Genomic DNA, 18821 nt, shown 5'->3' on the forward strand with positions numbered 1-18821 from the left:
CTTTGAAATATTTAAAAACTAATTACATGGTGTCCCAAAATAATTTTGTGGTCTGGCTATCACCGCCAATAGCAGTAGAAGCAGCATCCCAGTTTGTACCATTTAGATTTTGTTCATCTACAGGATACGTGTAGCGTGTAGGTACTGGATTTCCAGATTCAACAGCTGTGTTAAGCACAGGATAATCATATTTTCTCCAAACGGTCCAACCTTCAAATCCTCTGTTGTACATGGCTAGCCAAAATTGTGTTCCAATTTTTTCTCTCCAAGTTCCTGTTGCGGTAGGATAGGCAACATCTGTACGTGTTAAATAACTTGTAACATCTGTTGGTGTTCCTCCCCAATATTCAATTGAAGCTGTAATACCGTTGGTGTAAAACTCTGTAGCTGTCCCACCAACGTTATAGGTACGCTCAGCAGCTTCTGCTAAGTAGAAAGACACTTCAGCGTAATCCATAAGCACTCCTGCAAAAGTAGCTTCGTGAAGTAAGTCTCCTAGTTGTGAGTTTGTAGTATAACTGTTAGAATCGCCGTACTCTCCACCAACAAAGGTTCCTAAGCCTAAGTTTTCTCTAAAGTATAAAGGTCTTCTTGGGTCATCTAAGTCATTCATGATGTCAACAATCGTATTGGCTGCGACAAAATCTTGTCGTCCAGATTCTACTAAGTCTACCCATAACGGGTTAGTGTTTGGTGTTGCGCTAAGATAATCTAATAACGCATTATCTGCATTAGACGTAAATACACCATCTGAAACCGCAGATTCAACCGTGGCTTGGGCAAGTGTTGGGTTAACGTCAGATAAGCGAATACCTAATCTTAATTTTAAAGAATTCGCAAATTTCTTCCAGGCATCCATATCGGCACCATAAATTCTATCTGCAACACTGTCAAAACCTTCTCCAGAATCAAAATTGCCTAAAATGGCATCAATTCTTGTTATTAAATTAGGATAAATTTCAGTTTCAGCATCATCATATTTTGGTAATGGAAATTGCTCAATATCTAGGGCTTCTGTGTATGGAATATTGCCAAAGGTATCTACAAGTTGTTGCCAAGTATAAACAGAAAGAACTTCTATTTGTGCTAAACGCCCTGCTTTCTCATTCGCAGTAAGTGCGGCATCAGCCATCACTTTTTCGCTAGAATCCTTAAGGTCATAAAGGACATTACTATACATTTCTAACCAATGCGAGTCTGTAATAGTTCGCCCGTTGAGGTCGTAATTAGACTCATCAATATATGTGGTTTGTGTAAAGTATTGTGAAAACAATTTAAAAACATTATCGTTTACATTAGTACTAGACATTTGGTCAAACAAGCTTTTTGTCGCGGATGTAAAAAGTACATCTGCGGTAACCTCAGTCGGATTCTTTGGATCTCTATTTAAATCGTCATATTGTTCATCGCTCATACATGAAAATATGAGTGTGAAGCTTAATATCGGAATAAGTATTTTTCTCATAATTAATTTTTTTTAAAATTGAAGTTTTAAACTAGCTCCTATTTCTCTAATGGCTGGATAAGCACCAGACTGGTATCCTTGAATGTTCCCTGAACTCAATCCTGCTTCAGGATCAGAGTATGGAAGATTCTTATGAATGATCCATAAATTACGCCCTATAAGTGAAAGTGATGCGTTTGTAAAAGGCAACTTTTCTAAGACTTTAGGGGTTAAGCTATATGTTAAACTCAGTTCTCTTAATTTTACAAAAGATGCGTCATAAACGTGAGCAGCATTTGGAGTTCTTGCATATCCCCATGGGTTAGCATAAGAAGTTGCACTGGCTCTAACGGTGTTAGGTGTTCCATCGGCTTGTACACCAGATAAAATTACACCACCACTATCAGCTCCTGAAGTTACAGGGTTTCTTACTGGGTTACCAAGATCATTGGTTCCGGCTGTAAAGTCATATAAACCTGTAGCGTAACCATACCAAGTATCTAATGAGAAAATGTCACCTCCTTTTTGAATGTCTATTAAGAAACTCAATGTTACATTTTTATAAGAGAAACTGTTATTGATCCCCGCTTTCCAATCTGGGTTAACATTTCCAATAACTTCATTAGAGGTATCTGTTGTGAGGTAATAACCGTTAGTACCTACAACTCTTTGGCCATCTTGGTAAATAAAGTTAGTTCCTCTAATAGTACCATAGGCTTCACCAGGAGTAGCGTTGATAGATACACCTCCTTGTAAACTTGCAAGTTGTAAGTTTTCAATACCGTCTAGTAGTTCAATAACTTCGTTTTCATTTTTAGACCAATTAACGTTAAGGTTCCATTGGAAATCTTCTGTTTTTATCGGCGTTCCATAAAGTTGAAGTTCTAGACCTTTGTTTTCAATTGTTCCTGCATTTAACCAACGTGAAGAGTATCCAGTAGCTCCAGAATAAGGAACGTTAACAATTTGATCTTCTGTTGTGGTATTGTAATAAGCAAAATCGAAACCAGCTCTCTTGTTAAGGAAAGACATTTCAAGACCAAATTCGTATGAATTTTGACGTTGTGGTTTTAAATCTAAATTGTTTAAAGACGCTGGGTTTGACGCAATACCAGAACCATCAAACGGTGCTGAAATATTGTAGGTGTTATAAACTCTATACGGTCCTGTATCATCACCAACTTCAGCGTAGTTAGCTCTTAGTTTTCCAAAGGTAATCCAATCGGTATCTATAAACTCTGAGAAAATAAAACTTCCTGAAACAGAGTAGTAGCCAAAGCTATTATTATCCTTTGGTAGGGCAGAGGAACGGTCTCTTCTGTAAGTCGCTTCTATAAAAGCAAAATTGTCATAGCCTAAACTTGCTCTTACAAAGGCACCATCTACCATTTTTGTAGCATCATATTCTATTGGAGCTTCGATTGGGCTCGATGAATTTGATAAGGCATATAAACCTGGTATTCCAAGTCCACCATTTGTTACCGCTCTCATAGACTCCCATGTTTGTCTTCTTAAGTTAAGACCAAAGTTTCCGTCTAAATTAAGCTTGTCGCTTAAGTCTTTGTTGAAGTTTAAAAAGAAATCATAATTGTATTCTGCAACTTGGTTGTTAAATCTAGAATATTGAGAAACATTAGCACTTCCTACATTGGTACGTTCCTCTTGAAATTCTGTATACGTATCATAAGAGAATCTTGCCATGGCACTGATCCAATCATTGATTTTATAATCTAACATAACGTTACCAAAATAACGATTTCTGGAATCGGTCTCATAATTTTCATAAAACGTCCAATACGGGTTATCCGAGTATATTGGTGATAAATCTGTACCAGAACTGGTATTCCATGTAATGTTTTCTCTCGTTGCAAAATAAGCATTCTTCTGTGCTTCTAGATCTACATTGGTTTGCCACCATTGTCTAAATTGTTGCATTACGTTATTAGAATCATACCCCGTTCCGTAACGACCTTTACCACTTGTTTTGGTGTAAGTGAAAGACGTAGAGGCTGTAAGTTTATCTGTAAACTGATGCGACCCATTAAAGGTGATAGAGTTTCTTTTAATTTCACTATTCGGTAAATTACCTTCTTGCATCATATTGGTGTATCCCAATCTAAAAGAGCTAGATTCATCAGAACCATCTAAACCTACAGAGTTTACATAAGTTCCAGAAGTTCCCCAAACATAATTAGGATCATTAGCTCCTGCAACCCATGGTGTCGCTTCGCGGTAACCCTCTAATTGTGGGAAAATAGAATTCCACTGGTAAACCATTAAGCTTGGGTCAAAAGCTGCTCCGTAAGAAGCATCTTCTGTAAATGGTACTGTAAGATCTGGAACACCATCTCCGGTGATGTCTTCAAAATCATTGAAATATTGGTCTTCGGTAGTCCCGTAATAGGCTCCATAACCAGCACCATATTTGTCTTGATAGTTAGGTAGGGTCTCACTGTCAGCTGTACCAATCATAAGACTAGAGCTAATTGTTATACCAATACCTTTCTTTGTTTTACCTGTTTTTGTAGTAATAATTACAGCGCCGTGCATTCCACGAGATCCATAGAGTGCCGTAGCGGCAGCGCCTTTTAAAACGTTAATTGTAGCAATGTCATCGGGATTAATATCCGAAGACGCGTTTCCGTAATCATAACCTCCACGTCCAAGAGTTTGATCGCTTGTGTTGGTGTTTTGATTACTAATAGGAACACCATCAATAACGAAAAGTGCTTGGTTGTTACCAGAAATAGAATTACTACCCCGTATAACAACATTAGTAGAGCCTCCAAGTGTACCGGATGATTTAATGTCTAAACCCGCGACTTTACCTGAAAGGGAGTTAACGAAATTGGAACTTTTTACCTTAGAAACTTCTTCACCATCAACTTCTTGTGTGGCATAACCGAGACTTTTCTTTTCCCTTTTAATACCTAAAGCGGTAATCACCACTTCGTCTAATGCAGCGGTATCCTCGGTAAGGGTGGCATTAACAACATTTGAAGTTCCTACCGTAATTTCTTCAGGTTTAAGTCCGACGTAACTAAAAACTAAAACGTCTCCTGTATTGACTGAGATGGAATAATTACCGTCAAAATCAGATTGGGTTCCATTGCTAGTCCCTTTTACTACAATGTTAACTCCTGGGAGCGGTAGACCGGATGGGTCCGTTACGGTTCCTGAAACTGTCCTTTCTTGTGCAAAAGTAACTTGCACAACAAACGCTAGTAGTAGCGTTAGAATTCTACTAAACTTTGTTTTCATATTTAAATTATTAGAGTTAGCTAAGTCTAAAAATCATAATAAAAAGTTAAGAAAACAATATTTTTGTGTTAAAAGTTTGAGTTATTCTTGGTTTTTAGGTTGTTTTAATGTATTAATCTCAGGTGTAAAAAGCTTGTTTTTAAAATCGTGTTAGTACCGTTATGACTGACGTTAGCGGCATTTTTATATTTTTTTAAATTCCGCTTAAAAGGTCTGTTTTAGGTTGAATTTGTTAGAGTCTAAAAATCAACGGAATATCCGCTGAATTTTATAAAAAATGAAAGAAATTTAGTAAAAATGATTTTTTCAGTCTAACTAAAAGTTAAGAATTTAAGTGTGTATTAAAATTATTAGGATTAGAATTTAAGACTTAATAATTTTTTTATTGATCACCTGATTAGCGGTGTATAACTTTAAAAAATAAACCCCATTTTCTTGGTAGGTTAAATCTATGGATTCCGTAGTTCTACTTTCTCCAATTTTCTTACCCGTTAAGCTGTAAATTTCAATTTTTGAGATGCTTATATCGGATTGGATGTTTATAACTCCTGTGGTAGGATTGGGATATATGGCTGTTGTTTCTAATTCGTAATCCGAGGTGCTTAAGTTTTCGCATGCCGTGGTGTTAGGATTAGATTCAATTGGAGCCCCTGTAGTAATGCTATTATTATCGAAAGCTGCGTAAGTGGTGCTGTATTTTATAGCTCTAAAGCTAACGTTAGAAAATGAAGCTGGGGCAGTGCCTTGCGTTTTGTTATCGCCATTATTGGTGTTAATAGGGTTGATGTATTCCCATACAATATTTTCGTTACTGTCTATTTCAAAAAAGCGTCCGTTAATACCTTCACATATTAAGATGTTTCCATTAGGCAGGCGTTGGGCACTACTTAAAATGCTAGAGAAAAAATAGGATGGTCCCGTGCTGCTGCCGTAAATATGTTCTGGAACACTAGGTCCATAACTTGTTCCTGATTGGTAAGTATATACACCAGGACTAGAAGTAGGGGGAACAACGGTGTAAATCTCAGAATAGAGAGGTGAACGATCTCTTCCGTTATTAAAGAGCAGGATTTTGTTTGTATTGTCATTATCGTCTTTAATAAAATAAGGGGAGTGTTGCCCGTAAAGCAGCCTGTCTGATTCGGTGCCTTGATTATAGGCTTGTGGATTGCCCCAGCGGTATAGAAAGTCGCCACCTTTTCCGTAAATACCTCCTGTATTGCTGGCAGCTTCTAAAATCGATGTGGAGTGATCTATAATATAGACTTCACTTAAATTTCTAGAGCTTATGATAATTTGGTCTAAAGTGGCGTCATAATAAATGGAATTGAAATGAAGCCAATTTGGATCTGGTGTGGCGCCGTTTAAAAAATTAATATTTAGTTTTTCAGGATTAGCACTTATGGTTCCGTAATTACTCTTTGTTGGGTCAAAATCTTGAATAACATGATCTTTAATGTTCCATTCCCATATAATTTCAGCATTATTGGTGCCAATCGGTTTTACTTCAATAAGTTGTTCATTATAGAGCGCATCTTGACTAATTAATTCAGGGTCTCTTCCTAAGTTTAGGGCTTCATTGCGTGATAGTTTCGTTACGGCTAAAATTAATACATTACCATTGGGCATTGGAAATACATCATGATGTTGTCTCATATTAGGAGTGTCGTAAAAATACTGCCAAGTGAGTTGTCCGTCCCAATCTCTAATTTCAATAACACCGCCTTGTCCTCCAAAGGTAATATCGTCTGTGTCGGTTTGGCCTGCTCTTAACAGACTGCCATCTTCAAGTAAGTGGACTGCATTTCCAGGGAGGTAGTCACTAGACCATTGATTAATGACTTCACCACAATTATTAATAAGATAGGTTTCTGTAAAAGCGGAGAATAAAGTATAACCGTCGTAAACGCCTTGTTCATAAAGCGTGTTGCCTATAGTGTTTTGTGCGACTAATAGATTGCTGCTTAAAACTAGGAAGCAAATTAATGTTCGTATCATGGTGGTTTTATTAAAAGGTCGCTGTTAAACTTAAATGAACTTTAGAGTCTGATAACTTAAAAGTTTGATTTTCGGTTTTTCCGCTAGAGTAATTTAATTTAAAGAGTCCGGCGTTGGTTAGTAGTCCTAATCCAAATCCAAACCCAAATAGTTTTTCTTTACTGTCCGTAAGTTGGTTTTCAAAATAAGCAGCATCCAATACGGAGTGTACATATAAGGTATTGCTTAAACGATATCTGTACTCGGTATTAATGACGCCATAGAGGTTGGCAACTAAGCTATTCTCTTCAAATCCTCTAATGGAGTTGATTCCCCCAAAGCGAAACAATTCATTGTCTAGATATTGGTCGGAGTTGAGCATAGCGGCTTTCAGTTTGGTAAAAATACTATTCTTATTATTAAGGTTGAAAATTTTGTGAGTTTCCATAGTAAACATCTGTTGATCTTCACTGCTGTTGCTAATGGTGCGGTCTCCAAATCCTGCCGTAAAATCGAACCAAAAATTAATAGGAAATAGGGGGTCGGCATACTGTGGTTTAGAGTACGTGTAATTAAGCGTGTAATGGGTAGTTTTGTAATCAGATAGCGTTAGGCTTGTTTCTTCTAATAGATATGTAGAATTCGTAGTGGTTATACCAAGACCAACTTTATGTTCCGCATTAATTAAATAGTTGAGCTTGGCGTATTGGTTGGCGTTTAAAAAAGTGGAATCCTTTTTAAAGAGTCGGAGTCCTACTTGAGCACCTATTGGTGTAGAAAACAGGTAAGGCAAATCTGCGTCTACTTCAAAAGTTTGTTGATCCGATTCGTCACTCTTATAATAGAGATTGATGGTTTCACCATAATTAAGATTATTAATGAGTTTTAGGTCTAAGTAACCGTCAAATTCAATTTTATTAGTATCCTCGTTAGTGCCAAATCCTAAAAAGCCGTCAAAATTATTGCTTCTTACTTTTTCTACATATATATATAGGGATGTAGAATCGTTAGTAAATAAGACTTCTGGATCTTTAATGGTTTTTGCAAAACGGATGTTATCAAACAACATAGTCTTAGTTTTAATCTTATTGAGATTAAACGTTTGGTTGGTTCTTAATTTTAAAAAATGATTTAAGTAGGCATTTGGGAATTTTTCATAACCTTTAACTATGATTTTGTCAATCTGTCTTTTTTTATTGGAGACTACCTCTAATTGTGCGGTGAGGGTGTCTGAATTTAACTTTTGAAGATCAATAAGTTGTAATGTTGAAAAAGGATCGCCTTGTTCTGCAAGTTTACCGTTTAAGTGGCTTAATACGCTTTCTAAGTTTTGAATGGCAATGTCGTAGTAGTCGGCTCCATTTTGATGTTTGATATCATCTAAAAGTTTTGTGTCAAAATCAGAGGTGTAATAAATTCTTACGGTATTAATCTTTGTTCCTAAAAATAATGCCGCATGGTAAGTAGAATCGTTCTGTTTGCTTATGGCGTTTATTCTTGTATCTATATAACCTTGCTTGCTAAGTTGTTCTTTTATATTGAAGACCTCTTCCTGGAGTTGCTTATAATTGTCAAAACGCGGCTTGTAGCCAATAGAATCTAATACGTTTGTTTTTTCTGTGTTTTCTGCTGTAACCTCAAGTCTGATAACCTGTGCATGAGCCCAATTAGCAAAAACCGAAATTATGGTAAGAAATAAAAAAATACGGTTTCGCAATAGCATCAATATAAAATAGAATCGTTTAGTGGGTCAACGTAAAAATAGCGCATATTATATAAGTTGAAAATAAAAAATCATTTTTATTAGAAAAATAAATTCACAACTATTTGAATAATAGATATTAATTTGTACCTTTGCAGCCCTCAAAAGTGAGGGTTAATAAAATTTTATATAGAAATATATGCCAACAATTTCACAATTAGTACGAAAAGGAAGAGCCAAAATAACCAAGAAGAGTAAATCGGCTGCTTTAGATTCGTGTCCTCAAAGACGTGGTGTATGTACTCGTGTTTACACAACGACACCTAAGAAACCAAACTCAGCAATGCGTAAGGTAGCAAGGGTTCGTTTAACAAACGGAAACGAAGTAAATGCATACATCGGTGGAGAAGGTCACAATTTACAAGAGCACTCGATAGTATTGGTTAGAGGTGGAAGGGTAAAAGATTTACCAGGAGTTAGATATCACATCGTTCGTGGTGCTTTAGATACAGCAGGTGTATCTGGAAGAACGCAACGTAGATCTAAGTATGGTGCAAAACGCCCTAAGAAGTAATTTAAACTTTAAGAAGAAGACATGAGAAAAAGAGCAGCAAAAAAGAGACCGCTTTTACCAGATCCAAGATTTAATGATCAGTTAGTAACACGTTTTGTTAACATGATGATGTGGGATGGTAAGAAGTCTGTAGCTTTTAAAGTATTCTATGATGCAATTGATATTGTTGAAGAGAAAAAGAATGATGACGAAAAAACAGCTTTAGAGATTTGGAAAGAAGCTTTATCAAATGTGATGCCTCACGTAGAAGTACGTAGTCGTCGTGTTGGTGGTGCTACATTTCAAATTCCAATGCAAATTCGTCCAGACCGTAAGGTTTCAACTGCAATGAAATGGCTAATTGGCTTTTCACGTAAGAGAAACGAAAAATCTATGGCACAGCGTTTAGCGGCCGAAGTATTAGCAGCAGCAAAAGAAGAAGGTGCAGCTGTTAAGAAAAGAGCTGATACTCATAAAATGGCAGAAGCAAACAAAGCATTCTCACACTTTAGATTCTAAGAAATGGCAAGAGATTTAAAATTAACAAGAAACATAGGAATTGCAGCTCACATTGATGCTGGTAAAACAACAACAACTGAGCGTATTCTTTTTTATACGGGAGTATCACATAAAATTGGAGAAGTTCATGATGGAGCTTCTACAATGGACTGGATGGAGCAAGAAGCTGAAAGAGGTATTACAATTACTTCTGCAGCGACAACTTGTGACTGGACGTTTCCTAAAGAAAATGGCGTACCAACAGCTGAAGCGCAAGATTATCACTTTAACATCATTGATACACCGGGCCACGTTGATTTTACCGTAGAGGTAAACCGTTCGTTACGTGTATTAGATGGTTTAGTATTCTTATTTAGTGCAGTTGATGGTGTAGAGCCACAATCTGAAACGAACTGGAGACTTGCTGATAACTATAAAGTGCCAAGAATTGGTTTCGTAAATAAAATGGACCGTCAAGGGTCTAACTTCTTAGGTGTTTGTCAACAAGTTAAAGACATGTTGAAATCTAACGCTGTGCCAATCGTTTTAAACATTGGTGAAGAAGGAGATTTTAAAGGAATCGTAGATTTAGTTAAAAACAGAGCTATCGTATGGCATGATGATAACTACGGATCTACTTTCGATGTTATTGAAATTCCAGAAGAATTAAAAGAAGAGTCACGTAAGTATAGAGCCTTACTTATCGAAGAAGTTGCATCTTACGATGAAAACTTATTAGAGAAGTTTATGGAGGATGAAGATTCTATTACTGAAGAAGAAGTGCACGCTGCACTTAGAGCTGCTGTAATGGATATGGCTATTATTCCTATGGTTTGTGGATCTTCATTCAAAAATAAAGGTGTACAGTTCTTATTAGATGCTGTTTGTCGTTACTTACCTTCTCCATTAGATAGAGATAGTGTTGTAGGAACAAACCCTAATACAGACGGAGAAGAAAGACGTAAGCCTTCTGTAAAAGAACCATTTTCAGCTTTAGCATTTAAGATTGCTACAGATCCTTTCGTAGGACGTTTAGCATTTTTTAGAGCGTATTCTGGTCGTTTAGATGCAGGGTCTTATATCTTAAATAACCGTTCAGGTAAAAAAGAACGTATTTCTCGTATCTACCAAATGCACTCGAATAAACAAAATGCTATCGATTTTATTGAAGCAGGAGATATTGGAGCAGCTGTAGGATTTAAAGACATTAAGACTGGTGATACTATGTCTGATGAAAAGCATCCTATTGTTTTAGAATCAATGGACTTCCCTGATCCAGTAATTGGTATCGCCGTAGAGCCTAAGACTAAGGCAGATGTAGATAAAATGGGTATGGCTTTAGCTAAATTAGCAGAAGAAGATCCAACGTTTACAGCGCGTACAGATGAGTCTTCAGGACAAACTATTATCTCTGGAATGGGTGAGCTACACTTAGATATTATTGTAGATCGTTTAAAAAGAGAATTCAAAGTTGAGGTTAACCAAGGTCAACCACAAGTTGAGTATAAAGAAGCTATTACACAAGCTGCAGATCATAGAGAGGTTTATAAGAAACAATCTGGTGGTCGTGGTAAGTTTGCTGATATCGTATTTACGATTGAGCCTGCTGATGAAGGTGTTGTAGGACTTCAGTTTGAATCTATAATTAAAGGTGGTAACGTTCCTAAAGAATTTATCCCTTCAATTGAAAAAGGATTTAAAATGGCAATGGCTAATGGTCCATTAGCAGGTTACGAAGTAGATTCTATGAAAGTAACTTTAAAGGATGGATCTTACCACGATGTGGATTCTGATCAATTATCTTTCGAATTAGCAGCTAAATTAGGATTTAAAAATTCTGCAAAAGCAGCTAAGGCGGTTATAATGGAACCAATCATGAAACTTGAGGTGATTACACCAGAAGAAAACATGGGTGATATTGTAGGTGACTTGAACAGAAGAAGAGGTCAAGTAAGTGATATGGGTGATAGAGCAGGTGCTAAGACTGTAAAAGCTACAGTGCCATTATCTGAAATGTTCGGTTATGTAACAACATTAAGAACGTTATCTTCAGGTAGAGCAACATCTACAATGGAATTCTCTCACTATGCAGAGACTCCATCTAATATATCACAAGAAGTAATTGCAGCGGCTAAAGGCGTTGAATCGTAAATCTTAAGAAAATGAGTCAAAAAATCAGAATAAAATTAAAATCTTACGATCACAACTTGGTAGATAAGTCTGCTGATAAGATTGTAAAAACAGTAAAAAGCACAGGTGCGGTGGTTACAGGACCAATTCCTTTACCAACACACAAGAAAATTTTCACTGTGTTACGTTCACCACATGTTAACAAGAAGTCTAGAGAACAATTTCAATTAAGCTCTTATAAGCGTTTATTAGATATTTACTCTTCATCTTCTAAAACAATTGATGCCTTAATGAAGCTTGAATTACCAAGTGGAGTTGAAGTTGAGATCAAGGTGTAATTATAGGACTTCTATCGCCTAGCGAAATTGAAGTCAACATGTCCTAAGCTGCGAGCGAGGGAAAAACGGTAATAAATACAATTCAAGGCTGAAACGTATTTTCGGCCTTGAGTTTTATATACTAAGGACAAGTCGCGACTTGCCTTCTAAAAAACAAACAAAAGTGACAATTCGCGAGTTGTCAATAAAAAAACAAACAAAATTATGTCTGGGTTAATTGGAAAAAAAATCGGTATGACCAGCATTTTCGATGAAAATGGAAAAAACATTCCATGTACAGTAATCGAAGCTGGACCATGTATCGTTACCCAAGTCAGAACTGAAGAAGTGGATGGTTATTCAGCGCTTCAATTAGGTTTCGATGACGCGACAGAAAAAAGCGCTACTAAAGCAGACTTAGGTCATGCAAAAAAAGCGGGTACTTCTGTAAAACGCAAAGTTGTTGAATTCAAAGGTTTTGATTCGGAGTACAAATTAGGTGATGCTATCACAGTAGAGCAATTTATTGAAGGAGAATTTGTGGATATCGCAGGAACTTCTAAAGGAAAAGGTTTTCAAGGTGTAGTAAAACGTCACGGTTTTGGTGGTGTAGGTCAAGCAACGCATGGTCAACACAACCGTTTAAGAGCTCCAGGTTCTATTGGTGCAGCTTCTTATCCTGCGAGAGTATTCAAAGGAATGAAGATGGCCGGAAGAATGGGTGGTGAAACAGTAAAAGTTCAAAATTTAAGAATTTATAAAGTAGTTCCAGAAAAGAACTTACTAGTGGTAAAAGGATGTGTTCCTGGTCACAAAAATTCTTATGTAATCATTGAGAAGTAATGGAGATAGCAGTTTTAGATATAAACGGAAAAGACACAGGAAGGAAAGCAGAGCTTTCTAAAGAAGTGTTCGCTATAGAGCCTAATAATCACGCTGTCTATTTAGATGTTAAGCAATACTTAGCAAATCAAAGACAGGGAACGCATAAGGCAAAAGAAAGAGCAGAGATTACTGGAAGTACACGTAAAATTAAAAAACAGAAAGGTACTGGTACTGCAAGAGCAGGTAGTATTAAGTCTGGTGTATTTAAAGGTGGTGGTCGTATGTTTGGTCCAAGACCAAGAAACTACGGGTTTAAATTAAATAAAAACCTTAAACGATTAGCACGTAAATCTGCCTTAAGCATTAAAGCTAACGACAATTCAATTTTAGTATTAGAGGATTTCAACTTTGAGTCTCCAAAAACTAAAAACTTTGTAGAGGTTTTAAAGGCTTTAGAACTAGACAATAAAAAGTCTCTAATTGTGTTGGGTGGGTCAAATAATAATGTATATTTGTCTTCCCGCAATTTTAAAGGGTCTGAAGTGATAACTGCTTCAGAATTAAGTACTTATAAAATTATGAACGCTAATAAGGTTGTTCTAATTGAAGGTGCTTTAGAAGGAATTGAAACGAATTTAAGTAAATAGAACAGATGAGTATCTTAAAAAAACCTATAATCACAGAAAAAGCGACCATGCAAAGTGAGTCGTTAAATGCATATGCATTTGAAGTGAGCACTAAGGCGAACAAGGTAGAAATCAAAAAAGCAGTTGAGGCTGCTTATGGAGTTTCTGTTGAAAAAGTTCGTACAATAAATGTCCGTCCAGATCGTAAGACCAAGTTTACAAAAACTGGTGTTCAACATGGTAAAACAAATGCTGTTAAAAAGGCAATTGTACAACTGGCGGAAGGTGAAGTAATAGATTTATACACTAACATGTAATTTTAGACATTAATGTCAGTAAGAAAATTAAAACCGATCACATCAGGTCAGCGATTTAGAGTAGTTAATGGATTTGACGCCATTACTACTGATAAGCCGGAGAAAAGCTTGCTTGCTCCGAAAAAACGATCAGGTGGTAGAAACAGTCAAGGAAAAATGACCATACGCCAAGTAGGTGGAGGTCATAAGAAACGTTATCGTATTATCGATTTCAAACGTAACAAAGCGGGAATTCCTGCGGAAGTTAAAACAATTGAATACGATCCAAACAGAACAGCATTTATTGCACTCTTAAATTACCAAGATGGAGAGAAGCGTTACGTTATCGCTCAGAATGGTTTACAAGTAGGGCAAAATATAGTGTCTGGTGAAAAGGGGATTGCTCCAGAAATTGGAAACGCAATGCCATTAAGTGAAATACCTTTAGGTACAATTATTTCTTGTATAGAATTACGTCCAGGTCAAGGTGCTGTTATGGCGCGTAGTGCTGGAGCTTTTGCTCAGTTAATGGCAAGAGGAGATAAATTTGCTACAGTAAAATTACCATCTGGTGAAACTAGAATGATTTTAGTGACTTGTATGGCAACAATTGGAGTTGTTTCTAACTCAGATCATCAATTACTTGTTTCTGGTAAAGCCGGTAGAAGTCGATGGTTAGGTAGACGTCCAAGAGTAAGACCAGTAGTTATGAACCCAGTCGATCATCCAATGGGTGGTGGTGAAGGTAAATCTGCAGGTGGACATCCAAGATCTAGAAATGGTATTCCAGCGAAAGGATTTAGAACACGTTCTAAGACTAAGGCGAGTAATAAGTATATTGTAGAACGTAGAAAGAAATAATTAAGATAGTATGGCACGTTCATTAAAAAAAGGACCTTATATCCACTATAAATTGGAAAAGAAAGTTGCAGAAAATGTAGCTTCAAATAAGAAGACGGTTATTAAAACTTGGTCTAGAGCATCAATGATTTCTCCGGATTTCGTTGGACAAACTATAGCGGTTCATAACGGTCGTCAATTTGTTCCAGTATTTGTTACTGAAAACATGGTAGGACATAAGTTAGGAGAATTTTCACCAACACGATCATTTAGAGGTCATGCAGGTGCTAAGAATAAAGGTAAAAAATAAGAATCATGGGAAGTCGTAAAAAACAAATGGCGGAAGCTATTAAAGCTGAGAAGAAGCAGGTTGCTTTTGCAAAGCTAAATAACTGTCCTACATCTCCAAGAAAAATGCGTTTAGTAGCGGATTTAGTAAGAGGAGAAAAGGCAGAGAAAGCTCTTCAGATTCTTAGATTTAGTCAAAAAGAAGCGTCTCGTCGTTTAGAGAAACTTGTAATGTCTGCAATTGCAAACTGGCAAGCTAAAAACGAAGATGCTGATGTTGAAGAAGCTAAATTGTTTATCAAAGAAATTAGAGTAGATGGTGGTTCTATGTTAAAGAGATTGCGTCCAGCACCTCAAGGTAGAGCACATAGAATAAGAAAAAGATCTAACCACGTAACTGTGGTTGTAGATGCAATAAATAAAACACAAAGCTAAGATAGAGATATGGGACAAAAGACAAATCCAATCGGAAATCGCTTAGGAATTATCAGAGGATGGGAATCGAACTGGTACGGAGGAAACGATTATGGTGATAAACTTGCCGAAGACGATAAGATTAGAAAGTATATTCATGCTCGTCTATCTAAAGCTAGTGTAAGTAGAGTAATTATTGAGCGTACGCTTAAACTTGTAACCGTTACTATCACTACTGCTAGACCTGGTATTATTATCGGAAAAGGTGGTCAAGAGGTAGATAAGTTAAAAGAAGAGCTTAAGAAAATTACTGGCAAAGAAGTTCAATTGAACATCTTTGAAATTAAAAGACCTGAGTTAGATGCTTATTTAGTAGCTGCTAGTGTTGCACGTCAAATTGAAAGCCGAATTTCATACAGACGTGCCATCAAAATGGCAATTGCTGCTGCTATGCGTATGAACGCTGAAGGAATAAAAATTCAGATTAGTGGTCGTTTGAATGGTGCTGAAATGGCACGTTCAGAACACTATAAAGAAGGACGTATTCCGTTATCTACTTTTAGAGCTGATATTGATTATGCTCTAGTAGAAGCACATACAACCTATGGTAGACTAGGTATCAAAGTTTGGATTATGAAAGGCGAAGTATATGGAAAAAGAGAACTTTCTCCATTAGTTGGTTTATCTAAACAAAAGAGCAAAGGTGGACGTGGTGGAAATAAGAACCAATCTCGTCGTAGAAAGTAATTTTTTAAAGAAAAGAAAAAATGTTACAGCCTAAAAGAACAAAATTTCGTAAGCAGCAAAAAGGACGTATGAAAGGAAATGCGGGAAGAGGTCATTTGTTATCAAATGGTACTTTCGGTATTAAATCATTAGACTCGTCGTTTATTACTGCACGTCAAATAGAAGCAGCGCGTATTGCCGCGACTCGTTATATGAAAAGAGAAGGATCGTTATGGATTAAAATATTTCCAGACAAGCCTATCACAAAGAAACCTCTTGAAGTACGTATGGGTAAAGGTAAAGGTGCCGTTGAATATTGGGCAGCAGTTGTAAAACCAGGACGTATGTTATTTGAAATAAGTGGTGTGCCATTAGAAACTGCTCAAGAAGCACTTCGTTTAGCAGCACAGAAACTTCCTGTAAAAACTAAGTTTATCATAGCTAGAGATTACGAAGCTTAATAGAAAGATATTATGAAGCAATCAGAAATTAAACAGCTTTCAACAGCTGAGTTACAAGAGAAACTTAGTGAATCTAAAAAAAGTTATACAGACCTTAAAATGGCTCATGTTATATCACCTTTAGATAATCCAATTCAGTTACGAGTTGCACGTCGCACAGTAGCTAGAGTGGCAACAGAACTAACTAAAAGAGACGTACAATAATTGTATTCTGCTGAAAGATGGAAAAAAGAAACTTAAGAAAAGAACGTATAGGGATCGTAACGAGTAACAAAATGGAGAAATCTATTGTTGTTTCAGAAGTTAAGAAAGTAAAACACCCTATGTATGGAAAGTTCGTGTTAAAGACAAAAAAATATGTCGCACACGATGAAACAAACGACTGCAACGAAGGAGATACTGTAAAGATCATGGAAACACGACCTTTAAGTAAATCTAAATGTTGGAGATTAGTAGAAATAATTGAAAGAGCGAAGTAATTATGGTACAACAAGAATCAAGATTAAAAGTAGCTGATAACACTGGTGCAAAGGAAGTTTTAACAATCCGTGTACTAGGAGGAACAAAAAGAAGATACGCTTCTGTTGGAGACAAAATTGTCGTATCTGTTAAAGACGCAACACCTAACGGTAGTGTGAAGAAAGGTGCTGTTTCTACAGCAGTTGTTGTTCGTACTGCAAAGGAAGTAAGACGTCCTGATGGATCTTATATCCGTTTTGACGATAATGCTTGTGTACTTTTAAACCCACAAGGGGAAATGAGAGGAACACGTGTTTTTGGTCCTGTAGCTAGAGAACTTCGTGATAAACAATTCATGAAAATTGTATCATTAGCACCTGAAGTGCTTTAATTGATAAATAAAATGACAAAGCTTAAAATAAAATCAGGAGATACAGTAAAAGTAATTGCTGGAGATCATAAAGGATCTGAAGGTAAAGTACTAAAAGTATTAATAGATAAGAACAAAGCCATCGTAGAAGGTGTGAACATGGTTAAGAAACATACGAAACCAAGTGCACAAAATCCTCAAGGTGGAATTGTAGAGAAGGAAGCATCTTTACATATCTCTAACTTATCGTTGTTAACCTCTAAAGGAGAGTCTACACGAGTTGGATATAGAATGGATGGTGATAATAAAGTAAGATTTTCAAAAAAATCTAATGAAGTAATTTAATTATGGCTTACGTTGCAAGATTAAAACAAGAGTATAAGGACAAAGTTGTTCCTGCTCTTACGGAAGAATTTGGATATAAAAATGTAATGCAAGTACCTAAGCTTACTAAGATAGTAATATCTAAAGGTGTTGGTGCTGCTGTGGCGGATAAGAAATTAATCGATCACGCAGTAGAAGAGCTTACAAAAATATCTGGACAGAAAGCTATACAAACGATGTCTAAGAAGGATGTTGCTTCTTTCAAATTACGTAAAGGGATGCCAATTGGTGCCAAAGTTACGTTAAGAGGAGAGCAAATGTATGAATTCTTAGATCGTTTAGTGACTTCAGCTTTACCACGTGTTAGAGATTTTAACGGAATCAAAGCTACTGGTTTTGACGGACGTGGAAACTATAACCTTGGGGTCGTAGAACAAATCATATTTCCAGAAATTGATATTGATAAAGTAAACAAAATTTCAGGAATGGATATTACATTTGTGACTTCAGCGGAAACCGATAAGGAAGCGAAGTCATTATTAACTGAATTAGGATTACCTTTTAAAAAGAATTAATTATGGCTAAAGAATCAATGAAAGCCCGTGAGGTGAAGCGTTCTAAAATGGTAGCTAAGTATGCAGAGAAGAGAAAAGCTTTGAAAGAAGCTGGAGACTACGAAGCGTTACAGAAATTACCAAAAAATGCATCACCAATACGTCAGCATAACCGTTGTAAACTTACTGGTAGACCAAAAGGTTACATGAGACAATTTGGAATTTCTCGTGTAATGTTTAGAGAAATGGCTAACCAAGGTTTAATACCGGGTGTAAGAAAGGCAAGTTGGTAAAATTATAAATTGGTTTCAGGTTTGACAATAGTGTCGAAAACCGCTACCGCAAATTAATACATATGAATACAGATCCAATAGCGGATTATTTAACGCGAGTTAGAAACGCAGTTAAGGCCAATCACAGAGTGGTTGAGATCCCTGCATCTAACTTAAAAAAAGAAATAACTAAGATATTATTCGATCAAGGATATATCTTAAGTTATAAATTTGATGACTCAACTGTACAAGGTACAATCAAAATTGCTTTAAAATACAGCAAGGAGACTAAAGAGTCTGTCATCAAAAAAATTCAAAGAATCAGTAAACCAGGTTTACGTAAGTATGCTTCATCTAAAGAAATGCCAAGAATCCTTAACGGATTAGGTATTGCAATTGTTTCTACGTCTCACGGAGTGATGACAGGAAAACAAGCGCAGAGAGAAAATGTAGGTGGTGAAGTTTTATGTTACGTATACTAAAA

23 protein-coding genes are annotated in these 18821 nt (G+C 36.4%); 19 read left to right on the forward strand and 4 right to left on the reverse strand.

Going from position 1 to position 18821, the window contains the following annotated elements; translation table 11 throughout:
• Positions 1-22: 22 nt before the first annotated feature.
• The 4 genes from DFQ08_RS15020 to DFQ08_RS15035 all read right to left on the reverse strand — a co-directional run bounded on the left by DFQ08_RS15020 (position 23) and on the right by DFQ08_RS15035 (position 8399).
• Positions 23-1465: a SusD/RagB family nutrient-binding outer membrane lipoprotein gene (locus DFQ08_RS15020; RefSeq protein ID WP_114310869.1), complete on the reverse strand. Its 1443-nt coding sequence runs from the start codon at positions 1463-1465 to the stop codon at positions 23-25.
• Positions 1466-1477: 12 nt separating this feature from the next.
• Positions 1478-4705, reverse strand: coding sequence for a SusC/RagA family TonB-linked outer membrane protein (locus DFQ08_RS15025; protein WP_114310870.1), 3228 nt, complete (start codon positions 4703-4705; stop codon positions 1478-1480).
• A 363-nt stretch (positions 4706-5068) separates the two neighbouring features.
• Entirely contained in the window at positions 5069-6703 is a 1635-nt protein-coding gene (locus DFQ08_RS15030; RefSeq protein WP_114310871.1) for an aryl-sulfate sulfotransferase, read from the reverse strand.
• Positions 6704-6713: 10 nt separating this feature from the next.
• Positions 6714-8399 carry a ShlB/FhaC/HecB family hemolysin secretion/activation protein gene (locus tag DFQ08_RS15035; RefSeq protein ID WP_245935453.1) on the reverse strand — a complete coding sequence of 562 codons (1686 nt, stop codon included), beginning with the start codon at positions 8397-8399 and terminating at the stop codon, positions 6714-6716.
• 184 nt (positions 8400-8583) lie between these two features.
• Between DFQ08_RS15035 and rpsL the strand changes: the two genes are divergently transcribed.
• The 19 genes from rpsL (at position 8584) to rpsH (ending at position 18819) form a co-directional block, all read left to right on the forward strand.
• A complete protein-coding gene (gene rpsL, locus DFQ08_RS15040) occupies positions 8584-8958 on the forward strand; it encodes a 30S ribosomal protein S12 (protein ID WP_019386263.1) in 375 nt (124 codons plus the stop codon).
• Positions 8959-8979: 21 nt separating this feature from the next.
• Entirely contained in the window at positions 8980-9456 is a 477-nt protein-coding gene (gene rpsG / locus DFQ08_RS15045) for a 30S ribosomal protein S7 (RefSeq protein ID WP_114310872.1), read from the forward strand.
• A 3-nt stretch (positions 9457-9459) separates the two neighbouring features.
• Positions 9460-11586 carry an elongation factor G gene (gene fusA, locus DFQ08_RS15050; RefSeq protein WP_114310873.1) on the forward strand — a complete coding sequence of 709 codons (2127 nt, stop codon included), beginning with the start codon at positions 9460-9462 and terminating at the stop codon, positions 11584-11586.
• An 11-nt stretch (positions 11587-11597) separates the two neighbouring features.
• Positions 11598-11903: a 30S ribosomal protein S10 gene (gene rpsJ / locus DFQ08_RS15055; protein ID WP_007650482.1), complete on the forward strand. Its 306-nt coding sequence runs from the start codon at positions 11598-11600 to the stop codon at positions 11901-11903.
• A gap of 204 nt (positions 11904-12107) precedes the next feature.
• Positions 12108-12725, forward strand: coding sequence for a 50S ribosomal protein L3 (gene rplC / locus DFQ08_RS15060; protein WP_114310874.1), 618 nt, complete (start codon positions 12108-12110; stop codon positions 12723-12725).
• The gene (rplD, locus tag DFQ08_RS15065; protein ID WP_114310875.1) at positions 12725-13354 is read left to right on the forward strand and encodes a 50S ribosomal protein L4; all 630 of its coding nucleotides are present in this window, start codon (positions 12725-12727) and stop codon (positions 13352-13354) included. The genes rplC and rplD overlap by 1 nt, the downstream gene beginning before the upstream one ends.
• Positions 13355-13359: 5 nt before the next feature.
• Positions 13360-13650: a 50S ribosomal protein L23 gene (rplW, locus tag DFQ08_RS15070; protein ID WP_114310876.1), complete on the forward strand. Its 291-nt coding sequence runs from the start codon at positions 13360-13362 to the stop codon at positions 13648-13650.
• A 12-nt stretch (positions 13651-13662) separates the two neighbouring features.
• Positions 13663-14490 carry a 50S ribosomal protein L2 gene (gene rplB / locus DFQ08_RS15075; protein ID WP_114310877.1) on the forward strand — a complete coding sequence of 276 codons (828 nt, stop codon included), beginning with the start codon at positions 13663-13665 and terminating at the stop codon, positions 14488-14490.
• A 10-nt stretch (positions 14491-14500) separates the two neighbouring features.
• Positions 14501-14779 (forward strand): 30S ribosomal protein S19, encoded by a 279-nt coding sequence (rpsS, locus tag DFQ08_RS15080; protein WP_114310878.1) that lies wholly within the window; start codon positions 14501-14503, stop codon positions 14777-14779.
• A 5-nt stretch (positions 14780-14784) separates the two neighbouring features.
• Positions 14785-15192 (forward strand): 50S ribosomal protein L22, encoded by a 408-nt coding sequence (gene rplV, locus DFQ08_RS15085; protein WP_092446804.1) that lies wholly within the window; start codon positions 14785-14787, stop codon positions 15190-15192.
• Positions 15193-15201: 9 nt separating this feature from the next.
• On the forward strand, positions 15202-15918 hold the full coding sequence (rpsC, locus tag DFQ08_RS15090; protein WP_114310879.1) for a 30S ribosomal protein S3: 717 nt from the start codon (positions 15202-15204) through the stop codon (positions 15916-15918).
• 20 nt (positions 15919-15938) lie between these two features.
• Positions 15939-16358 carry a 50S ribosomal protein L16 gene (rplP, locus tag DFQ08_RS15095; RefSeq protein ID WP_114310880.1) on the forward strand — a complete coding sequence of 140 codons (420 nt, stop codon included), beginning with the start codon at positions 15939-15941 and terminating at the stop codon, positions 16356-16358.
• Positions 16359-16370: 12 nt separating this feature from the next.
• Positions 16371-16562 (forward strand): 50S ribosomal protein L29, encoded by a 192-nt coding sequence (gene rpmC, locus DFQ08_RS15100; protein ID WP_114310881.1) that lies wholly within the window; start codon positions 16371-16373, stop codon positions 16560-16562.
• Positions 16563-16579: 17 nt separating this feature from the next.
• Positions 16580-16837 (forward strand): 30S ribosomal protein S17, encoded by a 258-nt coding sequence (rpsQ, locus tag DFQ08_RS15105; RefSeq protein ID WP_040756784.1) that lies wholly within the window; start codon positions 16580-16582, stop codon positions 16835-16837.
• A gap of 2 nt (positions 16838-16839) precedes the next feature.
• On the forward strand, positions 16840-17208 hold the full coding sequence (rplN, locus tag DFQ08_RS15110) for a 50S ribosomal protein L14 (protein WP_114310882.1): 369 nt from the start codon (positions 16840-16842) through the stop codon (positions 17206-17208).
• A 12-nt stretch (positions 17209-17220) separates the two neighbouring features.
• Positions 17221-17532 carry a 50S ribosomal protein L24 gene (gene rplX, locus DFQ08_RS15115; RefSeq protein WP_114310883.1) on the forward strand — a complete coding sequence of 104 codons (312 nt, stop codon included), beginning with the start codon at positions 17221-17223 and terminating at the stop codon, positions 17530-17532.
• Between the two features lie 2 nt (positions 17533-17534).
• Complete coding sequence (gene rplE / locus DFQ08_RS15120; RefSeq protein ID WP_114310884.1) at positions 17535-18086, forward strand: 50S ribosomal protein L5; 552 nt, start codon at positions 17535-17537, stop codon at positions 18084-18086.
• Between the two features lie 2 nt (positions 18087-18088).
• On the forward strand, positions 18089-18358 hold the full coding sequence (gene rpsN, locus DFQ08_RS15125; RefSeq protein WP_114310885.1) for a 30S ribosomal protein S14: 270 nt from the start codon (positions 18089-18091) through the stop codon (positions 18356-18358).
• A gap of 62 nt (positions 18359-18420) precedes the next feature.
• Positions 18421-18819: a 30S ribosomal protein S8 gene (rpsH, locus tag DFQ08_RS15130; protein WP_092446811.1), complete on the forward strand. Its 399-nt coding sequence runs from the start codon at positions 18421-18423 to the stop codon at positions 18817-18819.
• Positions 18820-18821: the final 2 nt, after the last annotated feature.

The organism is Winogradskyella arenosi, from assembly GCF_003337305.1.
GTDB lineage: Bacteria > Bacteroidota > Bacteroidia > Flavobacteriales > Flavobacteriaceae > Winogradskyella > Winogradskyella arenosi.